We start from the raw sequence: 13,180 nt of genomic DNA, 5'->3' as shown, positions 1-13,180 counted from the left end.
GCGGCTTACCCCGCGGCGGCGTGCTCCGCGCCAGTCTTCAATCCCGTGGCCTGCCGGAGGCGCGCGGCGAGCCACTCCGCCTCGTGCTTGTCGGCGATGCCGCTGCCGGCGTTGACCGCGCCGCCATCTTTCCGCGCGATCACGAGATCGTAGTACACCCGCCGCCTCGATTGCATCCCGATCTTCACCTCCACGTCCTGAATCTCGGCGAAATGTACGTGCCTCGCGGCGCCGGGCGACAGGATTCCGCTCGCGATCGCCACGCCTTCGGCGTCCGCCGTCACGGATACTACACGAAGCCAGCTTCGGAGCGCGGTGTAGACGAGCAGCACTTCGCAGGCGGCGAACACCGCCGAAATGAAGATCGGTGCCTCGACCCGGAGGAGCACCCACACGACCGCGCCCCAAGCGGCGGAAAACGCGGTGAACCCGGCGGCGACGGCGGGATTCCGCGCCGGCGGAAAGAGAATGGCGACACCGCGGGGCGTTTCCTCGATGCGGATGGGCGAGCCGGCCGGCTGGTGACACGCCAACGGCGGCGCCGCCGGACCGAGCCGCTCCTCGGCCTCGGTGAGGGGCGTGTCGCTGGCCGGCGTGCGAAAGACCGGCAGCTCGAAACTCGAGTGGTAGTCCACTCCGGACACACGCGCGCTCACGTCGAGGCGCCAGATCGTGCGCGCGGCGATCTGCTCGCCGTCGCTCGGCGGCAGGTCTGCCGGAATCCTGAACGCAAGGGGGACCCTGAGCCGCACGCCTTCGCCCGGAGCCGCCGCGCCCCGTTCCCCGTGAGCCATCGTCGAATCCTGCCAGAGCACCCGCTCCGTCCGATCCGTGCCCGACCCGGTCGGGACGAGCTCCACGCAGGACAGCGTAGCATGGAACCCATCGGCGGGCGCGAGCCGCAGGCTCGCCATCACGGTGCCGCTCACCCCGTGCCCGATTACGCCGGGTAGCGCATCCAGTTCGAAGTACGACTTACCGAATTTGTGCAGCCGTCTCGAGCTCCGCGCCGCGACGATGATGAGCACGGCACCGGCGAGCGGAAACACCAGCGCGAGCCACGCCGCAGGATAGCCGCTCGAGAGCGCGGGTTTGGCGCCGAGCACCACGGCCGGCACCGCGATCAAATTCCAGAGCACCGCCATGGCCCACGACGCGTACACCCCACGCGCCCCCTTTTCGGCGATGCGGCCGGTTGTCCAGTCGGTGCGCCAGCGCCATGGCTGGTCGGGATACCGGGCCCGGAGCATCGTCTGGCGCTCCAGATCCTGCTTCGCGGCGAGGCCAAGGGCGAGGATCGCGGTCCCAACGCCAATCGAGACAAGGGCGACGGTCCCAACGAGCCCCGCCGAACTGGTATCCCCTTCATGCAGATTGCCGAGGGCATGGACGAGCGCAACCGTGCCCGCCCCGAGGAACGGCAATGCGAAGACGAAGGCGCAGCCGAAACCGAACTTGGAGAGAATGGAGGATTGGGAAGGCGGGTAGGATGGCGGGGTGACGATGTTGACGCTCACGGCGGCTCCTTACCCGGGGGTCCGAGCGCGATGGGCGTATCCGCGCGGCCGCCCCACTCGGCCCAACTTCCGTCGTATACCGCAACCTGATCGTGGCCCAGCAGATGGAGTGCGAGGACGAAGCTGCACGCGCTGGTGGCCGAGCCGCACGAGGCGATGATCGGCCGCGAGAGATCGACGCCGGCTGCCCCTATCCTGGCACGGAGGGCCGCGGGGGCAAGAACGGTGCCGTCCACAGAAGCGAGTTCGGTGTACGGAAGATTCCGGCTGCTAGGGATATGGCCGGGACGGACGCCGGGCCGGGGGTCGGGCGCCGCGCCCTCGAAGCGCGGGGCCGGACGCATGTCGACGAGCTGTTCCCGACGGGTCGCGACGTTGGCGCGGACCTGGGCGAGGTCGCGCACGCGCGCTGGGTCGAGCCGCGCGGTGAAATCCGCGCGGGCGGGGATTGGAACGCCGGCCTCGAGCGTGCGGCCCTCGGCGCGCCATTTCGCGAGGCCGCCGTCGAGGACCGCGACGGCGGCGTGGCCGAAAACGCGAAGGCTCCACCAGACGCGCGGCGCGCTTAAGTTTACGCCCGACCCATCGTAGACCACGATCGTGCTCCGATCATCGAGGCCGAGCGCGCCCATGCGCCCGGCGAACGCTTCCGCGGCCGGCAACATATGGGGCAGCGGGCTCGCCGGGTCGCTCGACGCGTCGAGATCGAAGAACACCGCGCCCGGGATGTGCCCGGCCGCAAATTCGGCCGCTGCGTTGCGGCCGCTGTTCGGCAGATACCACGAGCCATCCACCACGCGGACGTCGGGCCGGCCGAGATGGGCCGCGAGCCACTCGGTCGTGACGAGGGATCGTTCGAGCATGCGCAATCATACAGTGGCGCGGCCGGCCCCGCCCATCACACGCCCAAGGAGGAACCGGTGTCGCTCGCCGCGGTGTTGACGCTGATCCAGCAGGTGCCGGATTCCGGCGTGGTCGCGGTGCCGGTGCCGAGCGCGCTCGCGGTGCGATATCACGAAACCGGCACCGTGCTCTGGGTGCTCGACACCCTGATCGGGCTCGCGATTCCGGCGGTCATCCTGTTTACGGGCTGGTCGGCCGGATTGCGGAACGCGGCGCGCCGGGTGGGCCGAGGCTGGGCGGGCACGGTGGTGGTCTACGCGATCGTCTACCTCGTGCTCACGAGCCTCGTGGTGGCCCCGCTCAGCTACTACGAAGGCTTCGTGCGCGAGCACGCCTACGGGCTTACGCATCAGACCTTCGCCAAGTGGCTGCGCGATTGGATCACGGCCCTCGGGGTCGGCTGCGTGATCGGTGCCATCGTGGGGCTCGTGGCCTACGGCATCCTGCGCCGGGCGCGGCGCTGGTGGCTCTGGACGGGGCTCGCGGCGCTGCCGCTCCTCATCATCGGGTTCGTGGTGGCGCCGGTCTGGATCGCACCGCTCTTCAATCGGTTCGGGCCGCTGGAAAACAAGACGCTGGAGCGACGGATCCTGGCCGAGGCTGACCGCGCCGGCATCACCGGCAGCCGGGTGTACGAGGTAAACAAGAGCGTCGACACCGAAAAGCTCAACGCGTACGTCGCCGGAATCGGCGGCACCAAGCGAATCGTGCTCTACGACACGATCCTGCGGAAGTTCACGCCCGACGAAATCCTGTTCGTGCTCGGCCACGAGATGGGGCACTACGTGCTGGGGCACGTGACGGCGCTGCTGCTCACCGCGTGGGCGGCCATCGTCCTTACGCTCTGGCTCATCTTTCGCTGGTCCGGGAGCCTCATCGCGCGCTGGGACCGGCGCTTCGGGTTCACCACGCTGGCGGATCCGGCCTCGGTGCCGCTGCTGCTTCTGCTCGGCGGCGTGATCTCGCTCGGCATCGCGCCTTTCGAGCTGTTCGTCTCGCGCCACGTGGAGCACGAGGCGGACCGGTTCGGCCTCGAGCTCACACGGGACAACCACGCTGCGGCAAGTTCCTTCGTGAAACTGGACAAGGAAAACCTCGGCGTGCCCTACGACGGGCTCATCGACCTGCTCTGGCGCGATGGCCATCCGAGCGATGCCGAGCGCATCGAGTTCGCCAATACGTACCGCCCCTGGGAGACCGGACAGCCGCTCAAGTATGGGGACCGCTTCCGCGCGCGCTGAGCCGGCGCTCCGGCTTCTCCAGCTCGGGGCGATTGCGGCCGTCGTCGCGGCGGGGCCCTGGGCGCTCTTCGACCTCGACCGGTACTCCGTTCCCAAGGAGCTCGTGCTCCACCTCGCCGCATGCGGCGCCTCGGTGCTTCTTCTGGTTCACGCCCGGCGCGTCACCCTCTCGCTCGCGGACGCGGCGCTCGCCGGGTTTCTTGCCCTCTCGCTCGCCTCCGCGCTGCTGGCGGTCAATCACTGGCTTGCGTTCCGCGCGTTCGGGATCTCGCTCTCGGGAGCGCTCGCGTTCTGGACGTCGCGCGCCCTGGCGCGCGAGGGTTATGCGCGCGCGCTGGTCACGACGCTTGCCGCGGGCATCGTACTCGCCGCCGCGCTCGCGCTCATGCAGGCGTACGGCATCGAGTCGCGGCTCTTCTCCGAGCGCCGGGCGCCGGGCGGCACGTTCGGCAACCGGAACTTCGTCGCGCATTTCGTCACCTTCGGGCTGCCACTGCTGCTGCTCCTCGCACTCTCGGCACGGAGAGGCGCGGGCCTCGCGTGGGCCACGGCCGGCATGGCGCTCGTGGCGGCGGTGCTGGTGCTCTCGCGGTCGCGCGCGGCATGGCTCGGCGCCGGGGTGTGCATCACATTCTTCGCGGTGGAGGGCTACTGGCGCGGCCGGCTCGGGCAAGACCGGCGGCAGCGAAGCCGCCTGGTGGCACTCGGCGCCGCCGCGTCCGCCGGCGTCGTGCTCGCGCTACTGCTGCCGAATACGCTGGAGTGGAGGTCGGATTCGCCCTACCTGGATTCGCTCCTCGACGTGGCGAACTACAAGGAGGGGAGCGGCCACGGGCGGCTGATCCAGTACCAGAACACGCTTCGGATCGCGGCCGATCACCCGTTGTTCGGCGTGGGTCCGGGCAACTGGCCCGTCGCGTACCCCAAGTACACCTTCCCCGGCGACCCCGCCTTCGACCCCGGCGACTTCATCCCCACGAATCCGTGGCCCAGCAGCGACTGGATGGCGATCGTGGCCGAGCGCGGCCTTCCCGCGCTCGTGTTCCTGCTGGCAACCGGCGCGGCGCTCGCGATCGGCGCGTGGCAGCGCTGGCGCCGCGCGCCAGACACGTCCGAGGGTCTCGAGAGCTTTTGCGGTCTGCTCGTGCTGCTGGCGCTCGCGGTGGCGGGCTCGTTCGATGCCGTGGTGCTGCTGCCCGCGCCTACGCTCTATGTAGGCATGGCGCTCGGCGCGCTGACGCAGCCGGCGCCGCGCCCGGTGTTTGAGCGCGATCTGCTCGACGGCGGCAGGCGCCGGTTGGCTGGCGCCGTGGCGCTCACCGGTCTCCTCCTCCTCATCCGAAGCGCGAGCCAGCTCGGCGCCATGATGCTCTTCGACGGCGGCAGGACGACCTCCACGCTCGAGTGGGCCGCCCGCATGGACCCCGGCAGCTACCGGATGCAGATGTTGCTGGGGTATGCCGCGCGGGATCGGGGCCGCTGCACCGAGGTGCGCCGGCACGCCGAGGCGGCGCACCGGCTCCTGCCCAACCACCCGGCGCCGCGGCGACTGCTGGCCGCGTGCCGGGATGGCGGGAGGCGGACGAAGTAAGACAAGATGCGCGGGGCTCAGCCGACCGATTGCGCCCGCGTGATGGTGGTGGTGTACTGGCCGCACGCGGTAAACGTGATCGTGAACGTCGCCGTGCTGCCGTTCTGCCGATTCGTCGCGTTCACGCTCAGGGTGCCCGCGTCGAATTGCGGGGTCGTGGTGCAGGTCGCGTTGTAATGCAGGTCGTTGGTCGACGCCACGAACGTCCAGCTCCTGGTCGTACCCGACCCGGCCGGCGTGTGGCTCCAGGTGCCGGTGCCGCTGATCGTCCAGGTGCCGCTCGGGAGCGGCTCGTCGTTCACGATCGAGCCGGCGACGTCAGCGGCGAAGCTGCTGTTCCAATTGCGCAGATGCTGAGACGTCGAGTGGTCGACGTGCACGAAGTCGGTCTGCATGTCGGTCGACGCCGGGTCGCCGAGGCCGTACACCTTGTGGGTGAGGGTGGTGCCGTCGCTCGTGGTCTCGCGGGTGCCGTTCCGCGTGGCCGATGCGGTGTCGGGCTTGCCGGTCGTGAGCGCGATCCGGATCCATTCCTTCGAGAAATCCTTGAAGGCCACCGTGCGGCTCCCGGCCTGCGCGGTCACGTCGACCTCACCGTTCCGGACGATGGCCTCGAGCGGCCGGTTGGGATTGCTGATGCCGCATTCGACAAAGACGTAGCTGGTGGTGGCGTTCAGCGTGGTGATGGTCGGTGCGGGCGAGCAGAGGCGCGACCACCAGGGCCCGAGGGCGCCGCGCGCCGTGAGCGAGAAGTCGGCACCGGTCGGGGCGCTGCTGGTGCTCGTGGCGCCGTCCGACAGGTCGGCGGCGTCGGCCACGAGGACGTCGCTCGCGGCATCGGCGTCGGCCTGGCTCAGCGCGGGCGTGCCGCTCGGCGATGTCGCGTCGGAACTGCACCCGGCGAGCAGCATGGCGCCCGCGAGCGAGGCCGCCAGGGCGAGCGCGGGCGGGAACGGCATTCTCCGGTGAGATGCGAACATGACCACACCCTCCTGATCGGGGTCGGCACCGCGGGCTCGACGATTGTCGCGATCGGATCGCTGGAACGGTCGGGAGGACGCCGGCGCATTCGGGGCGTTAAGAGCCCTTGACGCGCCATCCGTTGCAGGCCCGGCGCCAGCCGGGCCGATGGGGTGGGGGTTACGTCGCCGGCTGGTTCAGCCAGCGCTCTATCTTCTCGCGCAGCCGCGGGAGCGGCAGCGCGCCGCCGCCCAGCACCTGGTCGTGAAAGGCGCGGATGTCGAAGCGGCTGCCGAGCCGTTGCTTGGCCTCATTGCGGAGCGCGCGGATCTCGAGATTGCCGAGCATGTAGGAGGTGGCCTGGCCCGGCCACGAGATGTAACGGTCGATTTCGCCGCGAACCTGGAGCGGCGGCTCGGCGCTGTGGCGGGTGAGGAACTCGATCGCCTGATCGCGCGTCCACCCGCGCGTGTGGATACCGGAGTCGAGCACGAGGCGCGCGGCGCGGAACTCCGCGCTGCTCAGCATGCCGAGCCGCCCGAGCTCCGAGCCGTAGAGACCCATCTCGTCGGCCAGGCCTTCAGCGTACAGCGCCCAACCCTCGGTGAAGCCCGAGTTGAAGATGTAGCGCGCCACGGGATTCGAGCCGGCCCGCTCCTGGGCGATCGTGATCTGCAGGTGGTGGCCGGGGATCGCCTCGTGAAACGCGGTGGATTCGAGCAGCGCGCGGCTCTGGTGCTCGGGATGGATGGTCGTGATGTAGAAAATGCCCGGCCGGCTCCCGTCCTGGGCCGGCGGGTTGTACTGCGCCACCGCGCCTGCCCGCTGGCGGAATTCCGGGTGCTGCTCGATCACGACGTGCGCCTTGGGGAGAATGCCGAACCACTTCGGGATGGCGGCGCGGGCCCGCTCGATCGCCGCGCGCGAGGAATCGACGATCTCCTCGCGCGTGCGGAAGGTAAATTCGGGATCGTCCCGCAGCCGCGTGAGGAGCGCCGGCAGATCGCTGGTGCCGAAGTTCCGCTCGGCCACGGTGCGCATCTCGTCCTCGATTTCGGCGAGCTTGCGCATGCCGCGCTCGAATACGGAGTCCGGGGGGAGGTCGAGCGTGGAGAACTGGCGCACCGATGCACGGTAGCAGGCAGCGCCGTCAGGGTTGGCGGAGACGCCGATGGCGGAACGGGCCGCAGGCAGATACTCCGCGGAGAGATAGTCGCGGAAACGGCGGAGCGCGGGGTCGATCTGCTCGGCGACGATGCCGACCATCGCCTGCCGGAACGCCGGCGTGGAATCGCGCTGGGCAGGCGAGGCGAAGGGCGAGGCATCCGGCGCCGTGGCGAGCAGCGCATCGAGCTGCCGGATCACACCCTCCACCACCACCTTGGGCGCCGTGTAGCCCCGGTGCACGCCCTTGCGGAGATTGCTCTCCTCGGTGGCGATGTGGCGCGGCAACGCGCGGGCGCGGGTGAGCGCCTGGGCGCGGAGGCTGTCGCTCCCGACCGGTTGCAGGCGCGCGAGCACCGCGTAGCCCGCCTGCCAGCCTTGGGCCGTGTTCAGGTTCCACAGCTCCGTGTGACAGACCCGGTGCTCGACGCTGCCCTCCAGGCGCTCGCGGAGGATCGCGTACGTGGCCCACGCGGGGCGGCCCTGGAGCGGCGTCGGATCTATCGCCCTGAGCTCGGCGAGCCAGCGGTCCTCGCGCCGCTGCCAGCGCTCATACGCGGCGAGTGAGTTGTCGGTCAGACGATCGTGTCGCGCGCCGGGAATGCCGCGCGAGGTCGCAAACTCGGGGAACGTGGTGAGCAGATCGGCCACGTAGCTGTCCGCCACGGAGTCGACGCGGGCGGCGAGCGCATCGGATGCGGCGCTCGCATGTGCGGCATCCCGCGCGGCGGTGCTTGGGGACGCCTGCCCGGCGGGGGCGGAGCAGGCGAGAGCAGCGACGAGCGTGAGGGGGAGCGCGAGCGAGGACACCGGCGGACAAGCCGAGCGCATTCCCGATTCCTTTGCGGTCTGAGCCGGAAATCTATCGCGTCGCGACCGCCTCCGCCGGATCCTCGGCCGGGGAGATGCCGCGCCGCGTGTACTGGTCGAAATACGTGCGCGCCTCGTCGAGGTGGGCCGGATGGATGAAGCGGGGGCCGAGCACCGCGCAGCCGTCGAGCGCGATGGCGACGAGATCGGTCGCAATCGACCCGATCGTCGAGTCATGCAGACCGAACCGGCCGGCTCGGGTGAGGAGGTCGAGGTCGGGCGCGGGGAGGACGTCGAGCGCGGCGGCGCGCGCGCGGGGCTCGTAGGCGATGCCCGCAAGGAATGCGAGCGGCGCCGCGTACCAGGCGGGGTCGAGCGCGTCGCACGAGCGCATCTCGAGGTGGCCGCGCGGGCGCACGTCGGGGAAGAGCGTCGTGAGGTGCGCCTCCCAGTCTTCCACGTTCGGCTCCGCACGGCAGAGCCATTCGCCGAACGGCTGGCACTCGCCGCGTATGGTCGGCAGCAGAATCGCGGGGGCGCCGAGCGCAAAATCGAGGTAGGCGTCGACGGCCCGCTCCTCCGCATAGGGAAGGCCGGTGCGGCGCGGATCGAGCGTACGCCAGCAGTGCGCGCGGAAGCTCCGGTGCCCCGTATTCTCGCCGGCGTAGAGCGCCGAGTTGGCAAAGATGGCGGTGACCCACGGCGCGAGCGCGTTGAGCAGGCGCCACTCGGGTGCGGCGTCGCCGGGCGTGGGTGTGACGTCGAGGCTTACCTGAAACGATGCCGTCTGCCGCATCATCCGGGCGCCGCCGGGCCCGATGCGCGCGAAGTGGCCGGCCATGCGGCGGTAGCGCTCGCAGGTGAGCTGCAACGGCACCGACTCGGCCGGATTGCGCGGATCGATGCCGACCGGGAGCAGCTCGATGCCTTCGTCCGCCGCAGCGGCGCGGAGCGGGACCGCGACGCCGCGCAGCCGCTCCACCAGCGCGGAGAGCGAGCGCGCGGGCGGGCTCGCGTACTCCAGTTGGCCGCCCGGCTCGAACGTGAGCATGCCGCCGCCGCGCACGGCAAAGCAGAGAGCGCCTTTCGGCGTGCGCTGATCGGTCCAGCCGTGGCGCGCACCGAAGCGGCGGAGCATCGGCAGCGTGGCGGGTGCAACGCCATCGGCGCCCTCGCCGGAGTCGATGGGACAGGGGCGGCCGCTCGCCGCGTCCAGCACGAGCCACTCCACCTCGGCGCCGAGGCGTCGCGGCGCCAGCATCGAGCGCGGGGCTGGCGGCTCGAACAGATGATGCCGGAGATGCGCCGCGAGCGCCCGGCGCACGGCCCCGGTCACGCGGGCGCCCCCACAACGAGCGCGAACCGGCGTCCGGCGTCGGTGCGCCAGGTCTCGAGCCTCAAGCCGGCCGCATTGAAGAGCGCCGCAATGCTCGGGATGTCGTACTTGCAACTGATCTCGGTGCGCAACGTCTCTCCTCGCGCAAACCGCACCTCACCGACCCCCGGCACGCGCACCGTCTGAGTCCGGATCGACACGAGGTGCATCTCGATCCGGTGCGCCTCGTCATCGTAGAACGCGCGATGTTCGAAGGCGTCGAGGTCGAAATCGGCGCCGAGCTCACGATTCAGCACCCGGAGCATGTTGCGGTTGAACTCGGCCGTGACGCCGCGCGCATCGTTGTAGGCCGCCTCGATCACGGTAGGGCTCTTGCGCAGGTCGGCCCCCATGAGGAATCGGTCGCAGGGTCCGAGCGCCGCGCGCACCCGCGCGAGCAGCCGGATGGCGGCAGGAGGGTAGAAGTTGCCGATCGTGCTGCCGAGAAACGCAAAGAGCGCCGGGCTCGCGATGTCCCGCGGCAAGTTCAATTCCTCGGCGATGTCGGACACGGCGGGCGAGACGGCGAGGTGGGGGTATTCGCGCCGGAGCTCCGCGGCGGTCTCCCGGAGAAATGCTGCGCTCACATCGATCGGCACGTAGCGATCGGCCGTGCCGGCCGCGCGCATGGCGTCGAGAATGACCCGGCTCTTCTCCGCGCCGCCCGCGCCGAGCTCGATGAGGGTGCGGGTGCCGAGCGCCGGGACGAGGCGCGGCATCCAGCTCTCGAGCAACGCGCGCTCGGCCCGGGTGAGATAGTACTCGGGCAGGCGGGTGATCTCCTCGAACAGCTCGGAGCCGCGGTGATCGTAGAAGTATTTCGGCGGCAGCTCCTTCTGCGGCGAGGCAAGGCCGGCGGCCACCTCGGCCAGCATGCGCGGATTGCCAGTCCGCGCGACCGCGGCGGTCGCGACGCTCGCCGCCGCGCCGATCGGCATGGCGCCACTCACGCGCGGATTACGCATCGCGGGCGCACCGGAAGCCGCTGAAGATCTGGCGGCGAATGGGATAGTCCCAGTTGCGGAAGGTGTTGCGGACGGCGCCGGGCTGCGTTGCCCACGAACCGCCGCGCAGCACCTTGTACTCGCCGCCGAAGAAGACCTCCGAGTATTCGCGATATGGCCAGCTCGCGAAACCGGGGTAGCCGGTAAAGTCGCTCGAGGTCCACTCCCACACGTCGCCCAGCATACCGTAGCAGCCGACGGCCGACCGACCGCGCGGGTACGCGCCCACCGGCGCGGTGTCGAACGCGCGCTGGCCCAGGTTGGCGTGCTCGGGCGTCGGCGGCTCGTCACCCCAGGGATACGGGCGCACGGTGCCGGAGGCGGGATCCCACGCCGCCGCGGCCTCCCATTCCGATTCCGTGGGGAGCCGCTTCCCGGCAAAGCGCGCGTAGGCCTCGGCCTCCCAATACGACACGTGACAGACGGGACGTGCGGGGTCGAGCGGCCGCACCAGATCCATGGTGCGCGTGGTCCACTCGCCGTGGGAGCTTTCCCAGTGCTTCGGGGCGGACACGGCGGCGCCGGTGAGCCAGCGCCAACCCGCGTCGCTCCACCATTCGCGCCGCCGGTAGCCGCCGGCGTCGATGAACGCGAGGTAGGCGCCGTTGGTCACCGGCGTCACGTCCATCCAGTAGGGCTCGAGCGCCACCGGATGGCGCGGGCGTTCGTTGTCGTATGCCGCAGTATGGTCGTCGGTGCCGATCGCGATTTCGCCGCCGGGCACGCGCACCATTGCGCCCTCCGGGGCGGGCGGCGATCCCGCAGGCAGCCGGCAGCGGGAGGCCGGCGCGTAGGGCGCGCCGCGCTTCAATTGCAACGTCTGGAGAATCGTCTCGCAGTGCTGGTACTCGTGCTGCAAGACCATGCGGTAGACATAACCGCCGGTGAGCAGCGCCGGTCCGCGCGAGAAGTCCGCCCGCGCCAGACGCTCGAGCACGCGGCCGCGGATCGCCTCCATCGCGCGGCGCACCTCGGCGAGGCCAGGCAATGCGAGCGTGCCACGCTCTCGGCGCGGGTGCTCGAAGGGATTGTAGAGGCCCGGCATCTCGACGAACTCGATCGGGCCGTCCAGGTTCCGCGTGAGCCACAGCTCCTCGAAGTGCGCGATGTGGCCCAGGTCCCAGATGATCGGGCTCATGAGCGGATCGTGCTGCTCGTGAAGGTCCGCCGTGGAGAGCGGCGCCACGAGCTCCAGCGTATGCGCGCGCGCCGGGGCCAGCTCGGCCGCGAGCGCCGCGGCAAGCGAAGCGGGCGTCGAGGGCTCGGATGCGGGACGCGTGGAATGCTCGATCAACGGGGCGACATCGGTCATGGCGTCTCGGTGCGGGGCACGTCGGCAAATCGGCGACCGGAGGTCGGCGAACAGGTTGTTTGGCGAGTCGGACGGCAAAGATGCGCGAACACCACGCGACGGCGGTGTGCGCCAGGTCACACCGCCTGCCACAGTGCCAAACGAGCCGTGCGGGGCAAAGGTTCCACGGGCGCGGCGTGAGGGATGAGCGCGGGCTACGCCGTCACGGCGCTCCGATTGGCGCGCTCGAACTCCTTCATGAAGTTGACCAGCGCCGAGACGCCCTGCTTGGGGAACGCGTTGTAGATGCTCGCCCGCATGCCGCCCACCGAGCGGTGGCCCTTGAGCCCGTCCATGCCGCGCTTGGCCGCCTCGGTGACGAACCGGGCTTCGAGATCCTCGGTCGGCGCGCGGAAGCAGACGTTCATGAGAGACCGGCTGTCGGGCCGAGCGGTGCCGCGGAAGAACTCGCTCACGTCGAGATAGTCGTACAGGATCTTCGCCTTCTCGGCATTGTGCTCCGCCATCGCGCGGAGCCCGCCCATCTCGCGGATCCACTTGAAGACAAGCGCCATGACGTAAATCGCGAACGTCGGCGGCGTGTTGTACATCGAGTCGTTGGCCGCGTACGTGCGGTACTGGAGCATCGTCGGCAGCTCCTTGGCCCCCGCTTCGATCACGTTGTCCCGCGCGATCACGAGCACCACGCCCGCCGGCCCCAGGTTCTTCTGCGCGCCCGCGTAGATCAGACCGTACTTTGCCACGTCGATCGGTCGGCTGAACATGTCGCTCGAGGTGTCGGCCACGAGCGGAACACCCGCCGGCACCTCGGGCTCGCTCCCCCACTCGGTCCCGTAGATCGTGTTGTTCGTCGTGATGTGCGCGTACGCCGGACCGGCCGACCACCGGATCTGTTCAGCCGAGGGGATGTAGCAGAAGTTCTGGTCCTCGCTCGACGCCGCGGCGTGCACCGTGCCGATGCGCTTGGCCTCCTTCACCGCCTTTTCCGACCAGACGCCGGTCACCAGATAGTCGGCCGTCGCCCCCTTCGGCAGCAGATTCATCGGCACCATGGAGAACTGGAGCGAGGCGCCGCCCTGCACGAAGAGCACCTTGTAGCCGTCGGGAATGCCGGCCAGGTCGCGGCAGTTCTGCTCTGCCTCCGCGAGCACCCGCTCGAACACCTTGCCGCGGTGGCTGTGTTCCGCGATGCCGATCCCGCTGTCGCCGATGTCCCAGAGATCCTGCTGCGCCTGCCGGAGCACCGGCTCGGGCAGAATGGCGGGACCGGCGCTGAAGTTGTAGATGCGGTCGCTCATGGTCG

10 protein-coding genes are annotated in these 13,180 nt (G+C 70.1%); 2 read left to right on the top strand and 8 right to left on the bottom strand.

The annotated features are described in order from the left end of the window. Positions 1-5: 5 nt before the first annotated feature. Together VFW66_07645 and sseA are read right to left on the bottom strand one after the other, a co-directional pair. A complete protein-coding gene (locus VFW66_07645; protein ID HEX5386552.1) occupies positions 6-1,517 on the bottom strand; it encodes a hypothetical protein in 1,512 nt (503 codons plus the stop codon). Further along, positions 1,514-2,380 (bottom strand): 3-mercaptopyruvate sulfurtransferase, encoded by an 867-nt coding sequence (sseA, locus tag VFW66_07640; protein ID HEX5386551.1) that lies wholly within the window; start codon positions 2,378-2,380, stop codon positions 1,514-1,516. Before sseA ends, VFW66_07645 begins: the two co-directional genes overlap by 4 nt. A 57-nt stretch (positions 2,381-2,437) precedes the next feature. Here sseA and VFW66_07635 point away from each other — a divergent pair, with 57 nt between their 5' ends. Together VFW66_07635 and VFW66_07630 are read left to right on the top strand one after the other, a co-directional pair. Continuing rightward, the gene (locus tag VFW66_07635; protein HEX5386550.1) at positions 2,438-3,661 is read left to right on the top strand and encodes a M48 family metallopeptidase; all 1,224 of its coding nucleotides are present in this window, start codon (positions 2,438-2,440) and stop codon (positions 3,659-3,661) included. Next, positions 3,636-5,252 (top strand): O-antigen ligase family protein, encoded by a 1,617-nt coding sequence (locus VFW66_07630; GenBank protein HEX5386549.1) that lies wholly within the window; start codon positions 3,636-3,638, stop codon positions 5,250-5,252. The genes VFW66_07635 and VFW66_07630 overlap by 26 nt, the downstream gene beginning before the upstream one ends. Before the next feature lie 17 nt (positions 5,253-5,269). On the opposite strand, the gene VFW66_07625 is transcribed toward VFW66_07630, so the two are convergent. The 6 genes from VFW66_07625 to serC form a co-directional block, all read right to left on the bottom strand. Continuing rightward, the gene (locus tag VFW66_07625; protein ID HEX5386548.1) at positions 5,270-6,211 is read right to left on the bottom strand and encodes a hypothetical protein; all 942 of its coding nucleotides are present in this window, start codon (positions 6,209-6,211) and stop codon (positions 5,270-5,272) included. A 181-nt stretch (positions 6,212-6,392) separates the two neighbouring features. After that, a complete protein-coding gene (locus VFW66_07620) occupies positions 6,393-8,186 on the bottom strand; it encodes a DUF885 domain-containing protein (protein HEX5386547.1) in 1,794 nt (597 codons plus the stop codon). Between the two features lie 52 nt (positions 8,187-8,238). Beyond that, a complete protein-coding gene (locus tag VFW66_07615; GenBank protein ID HEX5386546.1) occupies positions 8,239-9,522 on the bottom strand; it encodes a glutamate-cysteine ligase family protein in 1,284 nt (427 codons plus the stop codon). Next, complete coding sequence (gene egtD, locus VFW66_07610; GenBank protein HEX5386545.1) at positions 9,519-10,499, bottom strand: L-histidine N(alpha)-methyltransferase; 981 nt, start codon at positions 10,497-10,499, stop codon at positions 9,519-9,521. The genes VFW66_07615 and egtD overlap by 4 nt, the downstream gene beginning before the upstream one ends. 19 nt (positions 10,500-10,518) lie before the next feature. Beyond that, the gene (gene egtB / locus VFW66_07605) at positions 10,519-11,877 is read right to left on the bottom strand and encodes an ergothioneine biosynthesis protein EgtB (protein HEX5386544.1); all 1,359 of its coding nucleotides are present in this window, start codon (positions 11,875-11,877) and stop codon (positions 10,519-10,521) included. 194 nt (positions 11,878-12,071) lie between these two features. Then, positions 12,072-13,175, bottom strand: a complete 1,104-nt coding sequence (serC, locus tag VFW66_07600) for a 3-phosphoserine/phosphohydroxythreonine transaminase (protein ID HEX5386543.1) — start codon at positions 13,173-13,175, stop codon at positions 12,072-12,074. Between the last annotated feature and the right edge of the window lie 5 nt (positions 13,176-13,180).

It is taken from the genome of Gemmatimonadales bacterium, assembly GCA_036279355.1.
Lineage (GTDB): Bacteria > Gemmatimonadota > Gemmatimonadetes > Gemmatimonadales > GWC2-71-9 > DASQPE01.
Note: the sequence above shows the minus strand (reverse complement) of the source record. Positions and strands in the feature narration are given on the sequence as shown.

Coding starts and splice junctions, on each gene's coding strand:
- egtB (HEX5386544.1), bottom strand. CDS start 11,877: ATGACCGATGTCGCCCCGTTGATCGAGCATTCCACGCGTCCCGCATCC.
- VFW66_07630 (HEX5386549.1), top strand. CDS start 3,636: ATGGGGACCGCTTCCGCGCGCGCTGAGCCGGCGCTCCGGCTTCTCCAG.
- VFW66_07625 (HEX5386548.1), bottom strand. CDS start 6,211: ATGCCGTTCCCGCCCGCGCTCGCCCTGGCGGCCTCGCTCGCGGGCGCC.
- egtD (HEX5386545.1), bottom strand. CDS start 10,499: ATGCCGATCGGCGCGGCGGCGAGCGTCGCGACCGCCGCGGTCGCGCGG.
- serC (HEX5386543.1), bottom strand. CDS start 13,175: ATGAGCGACCGCATCTACAACTTCAGCGCCGGTCCCGCCATTCTGCCC.
- sseA (HEX5386551.1), bottom strand. CDS start 2,380: ATGCTCGAACGATCCCTCGTCACGACCGAGTGGCTCGCGGCCCATCTC.